Genomic DNA, 18,604 nt, shown 5'->3' on the forward strand with positions numbered 1-18,604 from the left:
TTGGACTAGGCGTATTGTTTCATCATCTCATAAAAATCAATTTCCCATTGTTCAATGACCCAGTCTTCAGTATATTTGTAAGGAGCCCGGCTCTCAAGAATGGTTCTACCACTACCATCACCCATCAAATGATGTACATTGGCTCCTTTGTCAAGCATAAGCTTTAACACATCTAATCTGTCTTTGGTATATCCTGCCATAGACAAAGGGCGTAAACCGTCTATATTGGCAATGTTTGGATCAGCCCCAGCTTCAAGCAAAGCGATGGCGGCATCGGCATTTTGGCTACGCAAGGCATAGTGCAAAGGGGTCATGCCATAGATGTCTTGGGCGTTGATGGGGATGCCTTTTTCTATCAAAAATTTGATGCTTTGAATCGGTGCAGGCTCATCATTTGGGTTAGTACCCATTAATAGCTCATGCAACCAATTCCATCTTTCAATTTCTGAAACTTTAAGGCAATCAAGATCATACTCATCAATTAAGTACTGTGCAGTCTCTACATCTCCATTTACTAAAACACAGTAGAACTCAAACTCAACAGCATCGCTCATTTTTTTACTCCACATTGATGTTTTTTACAAAAATTAATCATATCTTGTCTGAGTTGGCTTGGGATAGCATTTCCAGGCATCTCTCCTGAGTGGCTTCGGTTGCTGTACATATTCTCAAGCCTAAAATACTCTGGATGTGCGTTGATAAAGTCATTAAATTGAGACTGGGTTAGATGAAATTCATGAGCTAGTATCTTAAGCCTTCTATGCTCACGACCATAGGCATGACCGATGTCTATGGGGGCTTTGATGATATCTCTTTTGTCTTAATCCCTTTATCCTAGCTCCAAGCGTATTTAATAGGATTTAGCTATATTGTTTCATCATCTCATAAAAATCAATTTCCCATTGTTCAATGACCCAGTCTTCAGTATATTTGTAAGGAGCCCGGCTCTCAAGAATGGTTCTACCACTACCATCACCCATCAAATGATGTACATTGGCTCCTTTGTCAAGCATAAGCTTTAACACATCTAATCTGTCTTTGGTATATCCTGCCATAGACAAAGGGCGTAAACCGTCTATATTGGCAATGTTTGGATCAGCCCCAGCTTCAAGCAAAGCGATGGCGGCATCGGCATTTTGGCTACGCAAGGCATAGTGCAAAGGGGTCATGCCATAGATGTCTTGGGCGTTGATGGGGATGCCTAAAGACAGTAAGTAGTGTATTGAAATAGGTGGTGGTTCATTAGCATTCAGAGAATCAGTGACTTTATGAAGCCAGCTTTTTTTATCAGTGTTGATGTTCAAAAGATTGTGTTGTGGATATATCTTTAGTAGGTTTTCTAAAAGAATAATGTTACCCTTGCGTAATGCTCTTAAAATTTCAACACCGCTCATATCATAACTCATTATTTAATACCTCTCTTGCGTTTGAATAGATTAATATCTTCAATAATTTCTTCCAAGCCATCATTGCCTGGTTTCTCATAACGATGACTTTGGTTGTCGGCTCTGTTTTCGATCTTAAAATAATCAGGACGAGAATTCACAAAGTCGTTAAATTGAGCCTGAGTAAGCCCTGTTTGTTGTGCTGCTAACACCAGTCTTCTATGCTCACGACCATAGGCATGACCGATGTCTATGGGGGCTTTGATGATATCTCCTGTTATGTTATCCATATAATCTCCATTTGGCAATTTTCGGTAATTGGCCAAGATTTTCGCTTTGGTATCTGCACGCAAACTTGGACGATTTAAATTGGTCGATACTCTAGGAGAGTTAGGATCACTGACATAACGACCTTGATGATCATGCAATCTGCCCTGACTGTCTCTGCTATATCCCACAGGCACTGCCTGCCCACTTTCTACTTGTCTGACAGCTTGACTGCCAGGGATTGGTTGGCTAACCGCAGGTACTCCCTGCATTCCCTTGCCCTGTTTTAAAACATCCACCCCTTGTTGAATGGCGTTTTTCATGCCCTGCACATTGTTTATAGATTTGGCGGCATCGTATGCTTTTTTGGCTTTGTGGGCTTTTTGTGCCAAATCTCCTAAGCCAGGTACAAGACCGATGGTGGCAAAAACATAATCACCTGTCGTTTGAGCTTCTACAAATCCTTGGATGTCACCAACAACTGGAATAAAGCTGGTTCCGATTAGGATATATTGTTTATTCTCCCAAAGAATATCACCCAAGGTCTTGGTTTCACAGGCACTGGTCTTACCAGCTGTACAGCGAGCAGTTGCTTCAAGTGCAAAAGAATCAAGCGATCTTTTTGTACTTTTTACCTAATCTATAATGAGCTATCTTCATAAAGCTGGCATAACAGATGTTGTTTTGATACAGTTCCTTTTACTTTTCTTTTATATAGGTTTATGGTAGTTTTTTAGCGTTAATTGGTATAATTCAAAGTTCAAAATACGATCATATAGAAGCTTAAGTCGCTATATAAAGTTCCGCAACATTCATACTCAGAAATGACGAATTGTACATTACTCATCTTGCCTTTTGTAACTTGTGGATAAGCACTACTACGCACAATAAATAACCCCGTGTCGCTTTCTTCAAAATAAGCAAGGTATTCAGGATAAAGTTCGATGTAAGGAGCGTTTTTCATCTGCAACCTACTATAAATTCTTTTGTCATAAACCTTAATAACCATATCCCTGCCCTTTTGTGTTTCAACAAAAGTTAAGCAGCCTTTCTCATTGCAGTAATAATAACTTTCATACGACAGTAAGACGATGGTGATGTATGCAACGAAAGCAAAGCTTAATAATACAGAGAGTTTTATGGCAAAATATATTTTTTTCATGACTTCATGCCATTCATATTTAACAAAACCCATTTAATTAAAATCCTGCAATTATTTACCTTTACACTATTTACCTTTACACTTCAAGGGGGTTGGATGACTTATATTGCATTCTATTTTTTTGATACCCAGTTGATAGCCATATTTGCTTCTTAGATATTGATAATCTATTTCTCCATATTGAGGGTAGCTGCCATAAGTATGTCCCGTTACTTTTTGTTTTATAAGACCTGGTATGCCAGCGACATGCAGAGCACCGCTGGCTTTTTGAAACTCTTCAAATGGCACACCCAATGTTGCCGCATTCATTCCAGCCAATATATTACCACCTTCTCTTAATGTGATATATTTTCCCTGAAATAAATACCCATGATATGTTTTGGTCTCACCATTACCGTAAGCCTTCTTGATATCGTAGTTGCCCATTCCGTAAACATATTTTTGATATGGAAGGCTTTTCCATATCAATGTTATTTTTGTATCATTGCTTGCCTCCATATTTAGATTATAAATATACTCATCTATACTCTCTCCAATATAAACTCTGCCAACAGATCTGCCTGTATCTGGACTCATAAAAGCATCTTCAAACATGGATTCTCCAATCTTTATTGGGGGATCGATGCATTTATCATTTTGAAAATTACATTTATAAATTCCTTTATCACCATTTAAAATAACTTTTTTAACTTCGTTATTTTTATCAATATAAGTCCCATTCCACCTCACCGCCTCCTCTGCCATGCTTATGGCGGTGATGAGTAGAGGTTTGGGCTTGGCGGGGTGAATTTTAAGTGGACTGACCCCATCTTTCAGGGTATTTCACCGAGCATCTTTGTTTTGGATCATTAAGCCATTCTTCATCTTTTGGATACAGCGTACTTAGTTTTTGGTAAATCTGTGGATATTCTGCAGGGTCTAGAACCTCAACTTGTTCGTTGCTTAGATTGATTCGCTTAAATTGTAGATTGGGGTCGAAGTAGCAGTCATCTTCTGGCCAAACTCCATCAATCACCGTGTAATAAACATAACCACCGATACGCTTAAAATCATTGACATAATATTCAGCGAAACTTCGATCATTTTCTTTGAATAAAAAATAATTCATCGGTATGCCATTGTTCCAATCATCTGACATCTCAAAAAGGTAATTACCAAATCTTGTCTTTGAATCTGTAAAACTCCAAAGAATAATAGCGATGAAGCATAAAGCAATGAAATAAAGTATGGATTTTTTCATTGTACAAATTTAATCCTATTCTGATTTTTAATGACGATCCTATAACCAACCCCTAGTCCTGGGCTTCCAAGGATGGTTTCAAGGTTTCTTGGGATGTTTTTTATTCCAGACTTTATGTCAAAGTCGTATACATCATGAATCAATCTGTACTCTGCAATATTACGATTGTTCTTTTTTCTGCTAACCATAACATTGCCCAACACTGCCCATTCTGCATAGTTAGTAAATGCGATTCGAGCATCATTTACCTCTTCATCAGGTACAGTTCGATTGTCTCTCCAGTCGTCCTCTTTTCCAGTAATGACCACAACGACATCTCTTGGTAAAGTCATATTAATTACAAGCTCTTCATTTGTATTAATTTGGTAAATGTAGTCAGCAAGAGTTTTATCCAATACAAGCTCTCCAGAATCCAGCTTTCGCTGAATATCTCCTATGTCATCTCCGTATATCTTAGCAAGGTTTTTGAGTGGTTTGGAATGCGAAGTAGGTTTATCATAAAGCCCATTCCACCTCACCGCCTCCTCTGCCATGCTTGCTGCTGTGATGGCGACTAGGAGTTTGGATTATGGCTTTTGCTGTAATGCACGAGGGTTTTTACCGCCCCACCAGTATTTGCGGCATTTGTTGCGACGGCTCCAAGATGCTTTGACAAAAAATGTTTTTTTGTGAGTGCGAATATCCAAATCAACACCAGATTCAATCTGAATCTCACCTTTGCAGTAAACATCTCGATCTTGCAGTGTTTCTAGTTTCACAAGATTTTGTTTTCGAGCTTCCAATTTGACTTTTTCAGTGATATCATGCTTAAAGCTTCGGCTAAAAGAGCGTGAATTACCTGCATAAAAATCCCCAAAAGGAGATTGTTCGTATTCAGTCATCTCATTAACAATCATTTCCAATTCTTCTTTTGTTGGGATATTGTAGTGCTTAGATAAAATTAAATAGGGATTTGCTTTTTCAAAGCTTTTATCATAAACCTGATACTTTAGATATAAACCATAAAACACCATACTGACAATACTGCCCACAACCAGTATAATACGATTTTTCAGACTCATCGTAAAATCCTTAACTCTCTTAATATCTCTTTTTCTTCATCTGTCAATTGACGCATGACACTGCCATTGACACCAATCTGTGTAGTGCCAACTCCTGTTGATATAATGACAGCACCTTCCTTACCTTCGCCTTTGGATACACCAATACAAGTAAAATGACAGGCTTGCATACCAAGGAATCTTCCTTCAACATTCTGCATCTGCCAATATTAGGATGTTATCTGCAATACTAATACCCTCTTCTTATACCGATTGTTTGACATCATTTACCACACCTCCTTTTTTCATTATTTTATACTTAAGTTACCAGATGATTCACATACCTTAACTAAAAAATTAAATATGCATATCTTAGATCTCTATATCTAATTTCATTACTATCATAAGATGATATATGAAAATCTACATTATTCAAAACTCCTTTGTATTTCACTGGTTTGGTAAAATTTTCCACAATTATTTTTCCATTTTTTCTCTCTCTTTTTATATATATGTATGTTTCAAGAGGGTATTCAGCATAAGGAATAATTAAATATGCATTCCTACTAATTATAATGCCATCATAAACTCTAAAAAAAGTATCTCTGCCTTTGTGATGCTGTATTATTGTTATACAAACTTCGTCACAGTAATAATAAGCTGTTTCTTTTGCTATAAATACATATAAAAAAAGCACAGATATTAAAATAAAAAAAATTAGTTTTAGATAAAAATTTAATATATATTTAGTAATGAACACTTTCTTTAAACCGTTTAGCTATTTATTTTCACATCCCAAAGAATTGGAATTATTTATATTACATTCTATTCTTTTTATACCCAACTGGTAACCATATTTACTTCTTAGATATTGATAATCTATTTCTCCGTATCTGGGGTATGCTCCATAAACATAACCAGTTGTTTTATGTCGGATAAGACCCAGTTTACCACCAGCATGCAAAGCACCGCTAGCTTTTTGAAATTCATCAAATGGCACGCCTAGGATTGCTGCATTCATTCCAGCCAATATATTACCCCCTTCCCTTAAAGTAATATATTTGCCTGTAAATAGAAATGCATGATAAGACTTGCCTTTATGTCCTGGATAATTTGATTTAATATCATATTTATTTCCAGGTAGGCTATTATAAGCATAAAGCTCTTTACCATAAAAACCAGAGAGCCAGGCTTGACTATTCAAATCATAAATGTATTCATCTATATTCTCCCCAATATAAATTCTACCAACAGCATTACCAGTATCAGGGCTAATAAAAGCATCTTCAAACATGGATTCTCCAATCTTTATTGGGGGATCGATGCATTTATCATTTTGAAAATTACATTTATAAATTCCTTTATCACCATTTAAAATAACTTTTTTAACTTCGTTATTTTTATCAATATAAGTCCCATTCCACCTCACCGCCTCCTCTGCCATACTTGCTGCTGTGTTGACATCTTCTTCGGCATAGGCGGCGGTGATGGCGGCTAACAGTTTGGCTTGGTGGATGAGGGTGTTTTTTTGGGTTTGGGTTAGGGTGCTTGGGTCATCGACTTGGTAGTCTGCCCATGTTTCTGCTATGGTAGCACCAATCATACCTGCATTGCAATCATTACCAGAGGCTTTAGCGGATAGGCAGCCTGTGAGGGCGGCGGCAAGTTTGTGGGAGAGGTTTTCACTTAAGGTGTCGCCGTCTAAGTCTTTGACAGGACCTTTAAAGACTTCTTGGGTGGCAACTGTGGTCAGCTGTGCTCTTAGGTTGTTTTTTAGACTCTCTTCAAGGCTTGTGCCATAGATGGCAGATTCTAATAGGCTTTTGCTTGTGCCATCAGCGATGGCTTTGATGGTTCTTTGATTAAGGGTGGTTTGTGTGATGTCTGTATTTTTTATCTTTAGAGCTTTGTCAATCTTATGACTCATGCCAGCACTGGCTAAGGCGAAGGCGAGCTGCTTGACGCTGTCTTTAGAACCAAGCTCTTTTAAAGTGGCTTTGATGTTGCCTTGGTTATTAATTAGACTGATGGTGGCTTTGGTGGTTAGGGTATTAAAAGCGGCACTTGCCATGGCACCGATGGTTTGGCTTTGAAAGGCGGTTGTTGCAGCAGTGGCGATGCTGCCACTAAAATCCCCTGTTGCTGCACTAAGGGCGATGGTAACAATCGCCGCCCCTGCTGGTGTGAGTCCTTGTTGCTTATAGTCCCAGTCTTCTTGGGTAAGAATGATTTGTTGCCAATTGATGTCTTCTCGGTGGACTAAGTCTGTCAGATAGCTGTATTGAGGCTCTGTGGCAAGCTGTAGAATTTGTGCTTTTAGGGTGTGTTGTTGAGCATCTTGTTCTGTGGTGGGGATTTGTACATGGATACCGCCTTTAGCATCAAGCACAGGCTTGGTGATGCCAGTGAAGCTTGGTAAGATTGCACTTTCTTTGATTTGACCTTGGTCGGTGGTGCGTTGCCAAAGCACCCAGTTGCTGTCTTTTTGGTGGCGTTCTTGCAACTCACTGGTAGCAGACAACAGTGACAGGCGACCGTTTGCGGTAATACTTGCCCCTGATAAGTAATTAAACTGCGTTCCTTCAAGAGTGGTGTCGCCTTGTGAATGACTGCCGATGTAATTGGCAGTTAATGTGGCAGGCAATGCGGTCTTTAGGTATTTTTTGCCTTGCTTGTGTGTGTCATTATAACGAATACCTAAAAACCTTTTTTTGGTATGACTGTTGTATTCGTTGCTGTGTGTGCTGTCCACAGCGTATAAAGCGATGTTGCCTGATGACCATAATGAGATGTCTCCACCTGTGGTGTGCATCTTAGTGCCATACAAGGCAAGGTTGTTTTTACGGTTTGATCCATGCGTCTTTAGACGAATGTGGTAGGCGGTGAGTGTGGTAGGGGCGACATCTTTCCATTCATTGCTTGAGATGGTGGTGGTGTATTTACGCTTATACCATTTACCATGTCGGTGAGTGTTTTTGTCATAGCCATATTCATAGTCCAAACCAGCATCTAATAACACAGCATGGTTGGCATTGATGTTGATGTCTTGTGCTGCTTGTAGCTGACCGCCTTGAATGACAAGGTGGGTGTTAGGACTTTGGTGGGTAGCATGTAAGTGTATGTTTTTACCAGCACTAAGCTTGGTCGGTGTACTAAACGCAAGAATGCGATGATGATCGCTATTCTCACGCCCTCTCTCATAGTAATTTTGCAATCCATCTAAGACAATACTGCCGTTTAGAGTTTGGGTGGTGTCTGACTTAGTTTTGGTATAAGCATTTGGCATCATGCCTTGAGCAGACAGATGGATATCACCTGCTTTGGCATCAAGACTAGCACCACTTAATAAGATATCCGAAGAGGCCGCCAAAGTGATGTCGCCTGTCTTGCTATTGAGTGAAGCGGTGCTGTGCTCATAACCAAAGACGGCTTGAGTTAAGAAACTCACACGAGATGCCAGGCGTTCTTGCTGGTTGGTGAAGCTCGCTTCTTGTTCGATCACCTCTTTGTGGTTTTGGCGTAGCTGCTGGAACGCTTTTTTTGGATCAAAATCTAGTAACTCTGGGTCAAGGACGGGGGTAGATCGTCTAGAGCGTCTGTTGGGGTTTGGTATACGCATGACGACACGCTCTGGTGGGTCATAGACCATCATCGGAGCGACGAGATGAGGGTTTGATGATAATACGAATCGGGGTGGAGATGGCATTAGGAGTGTCACGGTCTGTTCTGGTTCATCAAGCAAAGCAGGTGGTATTTTTGCTTGTTCATACCGTACATTCAAGTTCTCCAATCTGGCTTTTTCTTGATGATAAGCGATGTATTTAGGCTGCTTTTTTAAGGCATCAAGCTTAGCCTTGGTATCATCAAGCTGTTTTTTAGCATAATCTAAGGCATAAGCTGCTTGTTGATTACTTAGGGTGTTTTTAACGCCATCAATAACAATATGACCTTGGGTGGCATATAAACCAATGTCTTGATTGGCATGAAGATTGCTGCCTTGCAGGTGGATGTTTTGACCTTGAAGCTCAATACCTCCCAAAGTAGCATCCAAACGAAGTGTTTGCTGCGACCCACTGCCCAGATTGCCGCCTTGCCCCTGCAGATGAAGATCTCCTGCAACAGCTCTTAAAGACAAATCCCCTACAGCTTGAATACTGTGATGTTGTGGTGAGATATTGAGTGTCCGATTGGTTTGGATGGATAAATCTCCATTAAGCCGCTTAATGCTGTCATTGTCCGCTAGCAAAGTATTGCCTATGGCACGAGTGGTTAATTGACCATCATCTTGAACAACCAAGTCATCGCTATGCAATAATACCGCACCGCCAGTATGGCTGACATCACCACTGATGGCATGACGACCATCAGTGATATTACTGAACACTCCTTTGGCATTTAATAAACTGTTGTTGGTTGTTTGATTGCCTTTGGCATAAATCGCCATATGTTGTTTGGTGTTGATACTAGTGTTGCTGATGGATAGGTCATGATTGGTTTGGATTTGGCTGTTTTGACCACTCGTCATTGTGGTATTGTCTAAGCGTTGATCATGCTGGGCAAAACTACTGATGTTGCCTGTGGCGTTTAAGGTGGTGTCTTGATGCGTTAAGATGCCAGCAAGATTGGCGGTGGTGATGTTTGTGGCGGTCAATGTGGTGTTTTTAAATACAGCTGATGATTGTTGATGGGTTGTCCCATCGCCAGTAACCACCGCTTGAATGTTTCTGCTAGCCGTTAGGGTACTACCATCAGTCGCAAGCTTTTGTTTGGCGGTGAGTAAAAGACTGCCGTTGGTGTCAATGAATCCTCGGTCAATGCTGATTTGTTTGGCATCCAGCTCTACTCCCTGATTAGCACGACTGTGACCTGTGTGAGTGATTTTACCATCAGCGGTAATGATGATGTGATTGTTGGCATTTAGACGACCGGCTTGATTGACACCAAAACCTTGATCTGTGCCAATCAGAGTGATGCTGCCTGCAGACATACCACCTAAGGCTTTGACATCGATGGCAATGGTGGCGGGCGTTTTGGTCTTAACTACACTTTTATCGTCATTAATGGGTGTGATTTGTCCTGTATCAGAGATCTGGTTGGCTCCTGTTACGATGGTGATGGCGTGCTTTGCTTGAAGTTGCGCATTGATGCTGGCAGTTTTACTATATAGATTGACCAGATCGGCATTTTTATTGGCACCACCTAAGCCAACATCAGTATGGCTGACACCCTTAGGAGTTTGTATTTGGATTACCCCTTCGGTGATGGCATGAGTGATTTGCCCTTGCTTGCTTTGTATGCGTCCTGTCGAGAGAGTAGCTTTATGAACATTGATAAAGCCAGAACCAGCAACATTGATGCCCGAGGGATTGGCAATGACAAGATTGGCTTTTTGTCCTGCAACCTCAATCACCCCACTTAATTGACTGGGTTTATTGCTACGCACTTCATTGATGATAGTATGAGCCTCGCCTTGTCGCAAAAAAGGATTGGCATTCACCACACCTGCTAGCTGAGTATGGGTCGTGTGTCTTGAGTTATTCAAAATAGCCCCTGATGTGCTGACATCAAACTGTGTGTATTTATTATGAGAAATACCATGATTAGGGGTTTGGATTTGGATAACCGGTATGTTTTGTTGATTGGTGTTTTTAGCAACTGCAATGATGGGTTTTTGTGTGGTGGGGGCTTTGGGGTCTGTGGTGATGTTGGCAACTGCCACATTGCTTACTGATAGAGCAATTAAGATGCTTGTGTATAGCGATGAGTGGGTAAAGAATTTGGCAGAAGATGGCATACAAAATCCATTTGTAGATTGTAAGTGTTTTTTGTAAAGTATAGACAAACTACTGTAAGATTGCAAATTGATTTTATGTTATTATAACTATTTAGTATCATCTTAAACAAACTGAGCATTAACAACCCATGCGATTAACCAGCCTTGCACTTACCATTTTTACAGCAATCCATGCAACACAATTCAATATCATCTGGGCACAGACTCCTGTTATCAAATCAGGCATCTTCACACTCACTGATGATCGGCGTCAGGCAGCATTAGCACATTTGGCACAACAGAACCTACAAATCCCCACCAGCATTAATGCAAATGACAGTCAGGATAAACAAACCGATATTACCCATCCAGATTGGCAAAACCCCAATGGCGATGATTCATGTTTTATGGTTGATGAGATTGATTTTGTAATTGATGGCTCTGGGTTGGCATACAATGATTTATCCACCCTATTGTCACCCTTACTGGATTGGAAAAAACCAACCTACGCTATTGGTCGTTGCATCAACAATCACAACCTATCCATTATTGTTGACATTGCACATAACGAATTACTCAAGCGTGGTTATTTGACCAGTAATATTAGTGTTGGCGAGCAAGATTTGCTCACAAAGAAACTCATCCTAACAGTCAATCTGGGCAAAGTGCGAGATGTTGTGTTAACTCATTCAATAAAAACACCCTTTTATATTCACAGTGCTATTTCTACCAAACCCAACCAAGCTTTTCGTTTAGCAGATTTAGAACATGGGTTAGACACTCTAAAACGCATTGATCCGACCGCGACAGTGCAAATTATACCAAGCAGTTCGGGTTTAGGTAATAGCGACATTGACAACCCAAGCTTAGTTTCAAAGAATACTCTTGGGTTTAGTGATCTTGTCATTAATATGAATCGCAGTCAAAGTGCAGTGTTCGGCATTAATATTGATAATAGCTTATCCAAAGATTATGGCAAATATATGATTGCTGCCAATGTTCGTGCTAATAATTTATTCCACATGAACGATGAATGGAATTTTTCTGCCAATTATCCACTGATACGCCTTATAGACCTCACCCAAAATAATCTTGGTGTACAGGTCAACAAAGATAGGCAGATTAATTACCATGTATCGTCATCCACCACTTACGGTCCTTTCAAATTCTCCATCACACACAGTTATCATCAATATAAACAATTTATTGAAGGATTGAATGCACCCTTGACTTATCACGGTACCAGTCAAACCAACACTCTTGGATTGTTTCGTTTACTGTATCGTAGTGGCACTCAAAAAACCGAAGGCTATATTAAAGCCAATCATAAACAAAGCAATAATTATATTGATGATGTCAATATTGAAGTTCAGAATCGTCGCACCACAGGCTACAATCTCGGCATTACCCATCAGCATTATTTCCGTCACGGTGGGTATCTTTACGCAAATCTAGATTATCAGCAAGGCACTGGAGCACTAAAAGCAAAGCCTGCTCCCGAAGAGCGTATCTATAACGCTTTTGGTCAGCAGCTGCCCAGCGAAGGATATTCTAGAGCACCCATCTGGTCACTATACACCAGCTTTCACAAGCCGTTTACAATTAACTCAAATAGCAACAGACAACTCCTAAATACAAACCAAAACTCAGACCAACAAACTACTTACACACCCATCTCACTATCCTATATTACCAAAATACAAGCACAATATGCCAAGCAACCACCTACACCATCCAACTTGTTCTATTTAGGTGGTAGAAACAGCATTAAAGGCATTAAAGAGGGGAATTATTTATCAGGAGAACATGGTTTTAGCTTATCTCAAGAACTTACTTGGCAACTGCCATCACAAAAAACCACGCACCACTTGAGTAAGCAATTACACAGTGCAGAGCTATACGCAAGCATTGATCAAGGATATGTTTATGGACAAAATACCATCAAGAACCAACGCTATATTCTAGCCGGTGCTATCGGCATGAGATACCACTTTCAAAGCAAACCAACACAAGTCGATCAAGAAAAACAGGATACTCTAAGCAATCCCTTGTCAAACCTTAGCTTAAACAACCAGCCCCTCACAGCACATCTAGACATCTTTGTTGGCAAAGGCCTTAAAGTACCCACTTTTATGAAGAAAGAAACAATTATTGGAATAAGTGCAGGTTTTGATTTTTAATCATTGCCAACAAAGATTATAACTTAAAATGCACCACCTTATCACAGACCTAAAGAATAAAAGACTAAATGCGGCACCATGAATAATGATACAAACGACAATCAAAGATTGAACAGCAATAATTGTAATAATACAACAAATCAACATTTAAGCAGTTGCCCGTATTGTTTTGTGGTTAGTTGTGGCTTCATGGCAAAAATCTCAAGTGTGATAGATTAGTCAATACATTTAAAAACACCCATAGCTTAATAATTTTTATTAGAAAAATCAGTATCTTACAAAATATTTTAAATTTTTATAAAAAATCATTTGACACTTTCCAAAAAATCTATATAATACGCATCACAACGAACGACATACAAAATAAAAATTATTTGGTCAGTTCAGTTTGGGCGGTTAGCTCAGTTGGTAGAGCGTCTGCCTTACAAGCAGAGGGTCAGCGGTTCGAATCCGTTACCGCCCACCATTTAATCTTTTATGGTAAAAAAGATAATAGACCTTAGCAGCGGTAGTTCAGTTGGTTAGAATACCGGCCTGTCACGCCGGGGGTCGCGGGTTCGAGTCCCGTCCGTTGCGCCATTTTTAATAAAACTCCAAATCATTAGATTTGGAGTTTTTTATTGATGGTGTTTCATTAAAATTTGATGGATTTTTAGCTCATAAGACAAGATGACACCACCAATATTATGCTATAATGACGCCTTATAACGCATCAGATGCGTCCGCCATCTTTATAGACAGCCATTTTAGAGAACCTCAGACACACAATGACCGTTCAGACTTTTAATCCCAATCAGCCAAACCCTACTGAGACTGGCTACCACCATAAAGCCAATCATAATCAAAACCGCAATATTGCCGAAAGCCAACAATTTACTCATGGCGATATCAATACATCAGCCCCCAAGATTGGCTTTGTCTCATTGGGTTGCCCCAAAGCTTTGGTTGATAGCGAACGCATTATTACCGAGCTTAGTCGTGAAGGATATCAAGTTGCCAAAGATTATGATGGTGCTGATTTAGTGGTAGTGAATACTTGCGGATTCATTGAAAGTGCTGTTCAAGAAAGCCTTGATGCCATCGGTGAGGCAATCACCCAAAACGGCAAAGTTATTGTTACAGGCTGTCGGCAAAGACGCCGAAAAAATTCGCACCATGCACCCTGCTGTACTAGCAGTAACAGGTGCTCATGCCTATCAAGAGGTCGTTCAGGCTGTTACTCATCATGTGCCAAAACCCATTAAGAACAAATCCTACGACCCAAAAATTGACCTAATCAACGAAGCTGGCATCAAGTTGACACCCGCTCATTATGCCTATTTAAAAATCAGTGAAGGCTGCAATCATCGCTGTACCTTTTGTATCATTCCGTCATTGCGTGGAGATTTGGTATCTCGCACGATAGACGATGTTCTAAAGGAGGCACACGCCCTAAAAAAAGCAGGCGTAAAAGAGCTACTCATTATCAGCCAAGACACCTCTGCTTATGGCGTGGATTTAAAATACAAAATGAGCTTTTGGCAAGGCGAGCCCATTCGGAGTAAATTCTTTGATATGTGCCAAGCCTTAGCCAAACTCGACATTTGGGTGCGGCTACATTATGTTTATCCTTATCCGCATGTTGATGATGTGGTACAAATTATGGCAGATAGCATGACAGCAAGTGATGACATGGGTGGACTACTCCCCTACCTAGATATTCCTTTCCAACACGCTTCGCCATCTGTTCTAAAAGCAATGAAACGCCCTGCTCACAGTGAGAATGTACTAGAACGCATCGCTAAATGGCGAGAAATCTGCCCAGATATTACCATTCGTTCGAGTTTTGTGGTAGGCTTTCCTGGTGAGACCGAAGAAGATTTTGAATATCTACTAGATTGGCTCAAACAAGCTCGCCTTGACCGAGTTGGTTGCTTTACTTACTCCGAAGTTGAAGGTGCTGTTGCTAACACTTTACCCAATCCCATACCAGAACACATAAAACAAGACCGCTACGAGCGATTGATGACAGTTGCTCAGACCATCAGTGCTGAAAAGCTACAAGAAAAGGTTGGTAAAAGCATGGTTGTACTGGTCGATGACATTGATACCAAAGAGAATATCGCCATTTGTCGTAGTCATGCTGACGCACCAGAGATTGATGGCCATGTCTATGTGGATAACATTGACCATAGCGTAAAAATCGGTCAATGGCTTCGTGTTGTCATTGATGAAGCCAGTGAGTACGATCTGTTTGCAAGTTATCACTAACTTATGATGACTGGCTTATTGTTGAAGTGTGCGGCGTATTGATATACCTAAATAAGCCCATAAGGGTTTAATCACAAAAATTCATCAAAAATCATGGCTTAAACACTACCTATAGATTGTTAAGGTTCTTTGATAGATACTTTACATCTGCTTTAAATAATAAAAAAACACCCAAAATTTTTTGAGTGTTTTTTTATTGTCTTGGTTGGCAAGGTTAGCCGTTGTTTGCCATAACCTCTGCCACACGAATGACCTGAGTACTATAACCCATCTCATTATCATACCACACATAAAGGGTGGCACGGTTATCGGTGGCGATGGTTGCTTTAGCATCAAAGATTGCAACTTTTTTAGAACCAACAAAATCAGTAGAAACCGCTTCGCTACTGTCTGAATAATCAATTTGTTCTTGCCACTGTTGGCTTTGCGACTTGTCTTTGATGAAAGCATTAAGCTCATCAGCAGAACCCACCGCTTTTTCAAAGTTGAGATTTAAAATCGCCAAAGATACATTAGGCGTTGGTACACGAATGGCATTGCCAGTCAGTTTACCCTTAAGCTCTGGAATGGCTTTGGATACTGCAGAAGCCGCACCTGTTGAGGTCATCACCATATTAAGTGGTGCAGCACGACCACGGCGGTCAGCTTTATGATGGTTATCCACTAGATTTTGGTCGTTAGTAAACGCATGGACAGTTTCCATATGACCATTGACGATACCATAATGATCATGCAATACTTTTAAGGTTGGTGTGATGGCGTTGGTGGTGCAACTTGCTGCTGATACGATAGAATCAGAACCGATGGTATCGTGGTTTACACCATAGACCACATTCTTAATCTCGCCTTTAGCAGGAGCGGTTAATAGTACTTTTTTTACGCCCTTACTTGCTAGGTGTTTACCTAGACCTGCTTCATCTTTCCATTTGCCTGTGTTGTCAATAACGATGGCATTATTGATACCATGTGCAGTGTAATCCACTTCGCTTGGGTCAGATGCGTAGATAACTTTAATAAAGCGACCACCCACAATGATGCCACCGTTAGCAGTATCAATCTCAACAGACCCATCAAACCAACCATGCACACTATCACGCTCAAGAAGCGAGCCACGCTTAGCAAGGTCGCCTTCGCCAGCAGGACGCACTACGATGGCTTTTAACTGCAATCCTTTATCAGAAGCAGGACGGCTCATTAACAAGCGGGCTAGAATGCGACCAATACGACCAAAGCCATATAGCACTACATCTGTTGCTGGCACTTCTTGACCACTTACAAAGTCGTCCGCTGTTTTACCTGCCTTGATGGCTTGTCCTAGATCAATAGTAGTATTTGAGACATCTAGGCTTTGAGCCAACGCCAAAGTGTCAGCCACCTTTAAACCTGCGTTAGTATGCTTGGTCAGAATATCTGCCACCGACAGCGACAAACACTCACCAAAAAACAATACGCTGACATTTTTATTGGTCAATTTAGCAAGTGCAACAATCAGCTCAACCGCTGATGATTCGTCCGCTTGACGCTTAGCAAGATGATCTTGATAGATGCTCATGATGGTTTCCTTTAATAAACGAATGGAATATAGACAATAACAAATAGATGAATTTTAAAATAAAACACCCTGATTGTCTAGAATTATTTATTGCAAAAATAGGTGTATTTTTTAAATAAATCCACGAATGCCTGCCACTGCCACCGCACCACTGGCCCACGCATCACCTAAATCATCGGGTAATAACCCACCTAAGGCAATCACAGGCACATCAGATAACTCTGCCAATGCCCAAAAATCCCCCCACCCTAAGGCAGGCTCGTTTGGATGGCTTTGGGTTGGCTTAACAGGCGACAACAACACCGCTAGCACAGGATGAACTCGTGCCAATGCATTGGCTTTTTGCAGGCTTTGCTTGTCATGACAGCTTGCGATGATGGGAGCATTAGGCAAATCTAATGTTGATGAGTAAAACAAATCAAGGTTCATCAACTGCTCTTGGGTCAATCTATGTGCCAAGACTGTAGTGCCACCCATACCATGTGATGTACCAAATGGCACAACAAAGCGTAAATCTTTCCGTACTGATTTTAAAACATCAATCAGCTCATCATCAATCTGTACACCAGCCTGACTACGCACAACCAGCGTGCTGTTTTTAGGCAAAGTTTTATAACAATCCAACCAGTCGGTCTTATTATTAGACTGCTTAAAATATGTCAAAGCATGACTAACGATAAGCACCTCCGGTAAGGTCAACCACATCAAAATCGCTCTATTAGCATCAGGAAATCTCTTTGACTGACTAAGAACAAAACCTTCATCATAAAAACCCAATTGTTGTCCATCTAAGCCCACTGATTGATGACGACATACATCGTATTGACTTTTGGTCATTTTTACCAAATATACATGCAGGCACACACTCCTGCTGGCATAATCATGATAAATCCTACCCATCTTAGTGATGAGATTATCTGTGATGTCAAGCCCTATCTCCTCTTGAACCTCACGAACCAATGCCGTCATTGCCGTCTCGCCAATCTCAATCTTACCCCCAACAAATTCCAGTTTTCCACCTTGATGTTGATGGGCATGGCGAGTAGCAAGTAAATACTTTTTACCCTCACCTGCGTTGTATTGTAAAACCGCTATCGCCACTTCAATGGTTGGTTTGTTGGCATTTTCTACTAAAGCTGGTTGAATGCTACCGTTTGTCATTTTTTATATACCGTTTATCTGAAATTTGATAAAAATTCTTAATATTTGCAATTAATATTTGCAATCTTAGAAATTTTTGCTATGATAACAACAAATGATAATTATTGCTATTTAAAAATATTTAGCAGGTGTAAGTTAAAATCAACTTATAAAAATTATCATTTTAATTAGCACAGTTAATACATTTAATCTTTAGTAAATTTGTGCTTTTTTTGTTCAAAGTTTAAGCCAAAAGTGGCTCGGGAAAAAACCCGCAACCCACCAACAAAAGGAATATCGCCATGACTATGACAATCGCTCGCTATTTTAGCAATCGTGAAACCACTCGCCTACCAACCCTGCACTCACAAAATTTATTTGCAATGACCAAAGAAGTGCGTATTGAACATCAAGGCGAAGAATACCGCTTACGCTTAACTCGCAACAATCGCCTGATTTTAACCAAATAAGCAATAAAAGACACCATAAGTTTTTGGGTGGCAAAACACATATAAGACACATATTATTCAGCCACTCAAGCAAAATTTAATTTATGGTTATTGTCAGTTTTCTCCAAATCAATAACACCGCTTCATATGGCGGTGTTATTGATTT

General features: G+C 40.2%; 15 protein-coding genes, 2 tRNA genes and 1 pseudogene. 5 read left to right on the forward strand and 13 right to left on the reverse strand.

The window, feature by feature from the left end; genetic code table 11:
- Positions 1 to 5 precede the first annotated feature (5 nt).
- The 11 genes from L3D27_RS06300 to L3D27_RS06350 form a co-directional block, all read right to left on the reverse strand.
- Positions 6 to 554, reverse strand: a complete 549-nt coding sequence (locus L3D27_RS06300; RefSeq protein ID WP_432480658.1) for an ankyrin repeat domain-containing protein — start codon at positions 552 to 554, stop codon at positions 6 to 8.
- The gene (locus L3D27_RS06305) at positions 551 to 808 is read right to left on the reverse strand and encodes a GH-E family nuclease (RefSeq protein WP_432481886.1); all 258 of its coding nucleotides are present in this window, start codon (positions 806 to 808) and stop codon (positions 551 to 553) included. Before L3D27_RS06305 ends, L3D27_RS06300 begins: the two co-directional genes overlap by 4 nt.
- A 52-nt stretch (positions 809 to 860) precedes the next feature.
- Positions 861 to 1,394: an ankyrin repeat domain-containing protein gene (locus tag L3D27_RS06310; RefSeq protein WP_432480659.1), complete on the reverse strand. Its 534-nt coding sequence runs from the start codon at positions 1,392 to 1,394 to the stop codon at positions 861 to 863.
- A gap of 11 nt (positions 1,395 to 1,405) precedes the next feature.
- A complete protein-coding gene (locus L3D27_RS06315) occupies positions 1,406 to 2,194 on the reverse strand; it encodes a GH-E family nuclease (protein ID WP_432480660.1) in 789 nt (262 codons plus the stop codon).
- A gap of 218 nt (positions 2,195 to 2,412) precedes the next feature.
- Positions 2,413 to 2,847, reverse strand: a complete 435-nt coding sequence (locus L3D27_RS06320) for a hypothetical protein (protein WP_373628527.1) — start codon at positions 2,845 to 2,847, stop codon at positions 2,413 to 2,415.
- Positions 2,848 to 2,880: 33 nt separating this feature from the next.
- Entirely contained in the window at positions 2,881 to 3,558 is a 678-nt protein-coding gene (locus L3D27_RS06325) for a hypothetical protein (protein WP_432480661.1), read from the reverse strand.
- A gap of 46 nt (positions 3,559 to 3,604) precedes the next feature.
- The gene (locus tag L3D27_RS06330) at positions 3,605 to 3,922 is read right to left on the reverse strand and encodes a hypothetical protein (protein WP_432480652.1); all 318 of its coding nucleotides are present in this window, start codon (positions 3,920 to 3,922) and stop codon (positions 3,605 to 3,607) included.
- Between the two features lie 128 nt (positions 3,923 to 4,050).
- Positions 4,051 to 4,587 carry a hypothetical protein gene (locus tag L3D27_RS06335; RefSeq protein ID WP_432480653.1) on the reverse strand — a complete coding sequence of 179 codons (537 nt, stop codon included), beginning with the start codon at positions 4,585 to 4,587 and terminating at the stop codon, positions 4,051 to 4,053.
- Between the two features lie 33 nt (positions 4,588 to 4,620).
- Complete coding sequence (locus tag L3D27_RS06340) at positions 4,621 to 5,115, reverse strand: hypothetical protein (RefSeq protein WP_284672916.1); 495 nt, start codon at positions 5,113 to 5,115, stop codon at positions 4,621 to 4,623.
- Complete coding sequence (locus L3D27_RS06345) at positions 5,112 to 5,285, reverse strand: hypothetical protein (protein ID WP_284672917.1); 174 nt, start codon at positions 5,283 to 5,285, stop codon at positions 5,112 to 5,114. Before L3D27_RS06345 ends, L3D27_RS06340 begins: the two co-directional genes overlap by 4 nt.
- A gap of 587 nt (positions 5,286 to 5,872) precedes the next feature.
- Complete coding sequence (locus tag L3D27_RS06350; RefSeq protein ID WP_432480662.1) at positions 5,873 to 10,888, reverse strand: DUF637 domain-containing protein; 5,016 nt, start codon at positions 10,886 to 10,888, stop codon at positions 5,873 to 5,875.
- Positions 10,889 to 11,016: 128 nt separating this feature from the next.
- On the opposite strand from L3D27_RS06350, the gene L3D27_RS06355 reads away from it, so the two are divergent.
- The 4 genes and pseudogenes from L3D27_RS06355 to rimO all read left to right on the forward strand — a co-directional run bounded on the left by L3D27_RS06355 (position 11,017) and on the right by rimO (position 15,297).
- The gene (locus L3D27_RS06355) at positions 11,017 to 13,047 is read left to right on the forward strand and encodes a ShlB/FhaC/HecB family hemolysin secretion/activation protein (protein WP_432480663.1); all 2,031 of its coding nucleotides are present in this window, start codon (positions 11,017 to 11,019) and stop codon (positions 13,045 to 13,047) included.
- 390 nt (positions 13,048 to 13,437) lie between these two features.
- Positions 13,438 to 13,513, forward strand: a tRNA-Val gene (locus L3D27_RS06360).
- Positions 13,514 to 13,549: 36 nt separating this feature from the next.
- Positions 13,550 to 13,626, forward strand: a tRNA-Asp gene (locus tag L3D27_RS06365).
- Between the two features lie 188 nt (positions 13,627 to 13,814).
- Positions 13,815 to 15,297, forward strand: a pseudogene (rimO, locus tag L3D27_RS06370) (30S ribosomal protein S12 methylthiotransferase RimO).
- 214 nt (positions 15,298 to 15,511) lie between these two features.
- Here rimO and L3D27_RS06375 read toward each other — a convergent pair.
- Together L3D27_RS06375 and L3D27_RS06380 are read right to left on the reverse strand one after the other, a co-directional pair.
- Positions 15,512 to 16,849 carry a glyceraldehyde-3-phosphate dehydrogenase gene (locus L3D27_RS06375; protein WP_432480664.1) on the reverse strand — a complete coding sequence of 446 codons (1,338 nt, stop codon included), beginning with the start codon at positions 16,847 to 16,849 and terminating at the stop codon, positions 15,512 to 15,514.
- A 111-nt stretch (positions 16,850 to 16,960) separates the two neighbouring features.
- Positions 16,961 to 18,010, reverse strand: coding sequence for an NUDIX domain-containing protein (locus tag L3D27_RS06380; RefSeq protein WP_432480665.1), 1,050 nt, complete (start codon positions 18,008 to 18,010; stop codon positions 16,961 to 16,963).
- Positions 18,011 to 18,297: 287 nt separating this feature from the next.
- Here L3D27_RS06380 and hemP point away from each other — a divergent pair, with 287 nt between their 5' ends.
- Complete coding sequence (gene hemP / locus L3D27_RS06385) at positions 18,298 to 18,459, forward strand: hemin uptake protein HemP (protein WP_284674596.1); 162 nt, start codon at positions 18,298 to 18,300, stop codon at positions 18,457 to 18,459.
- Positions 18,460 to 18,604 lie beyond the last annotated feature (145 nt).

Origin of the sequence: Moraxella sp. ZY200743, from assembly GCF_050885545.1 — a bacterium.
In the GTDB taxonomy this organism is placed as follows: domain Bacteria; phylum Pseudomonadota; class Gammaproteobacteria; order Pseudomonadales; family Moraxellaceae; genus Moraxella; species Moraxella haemolytica.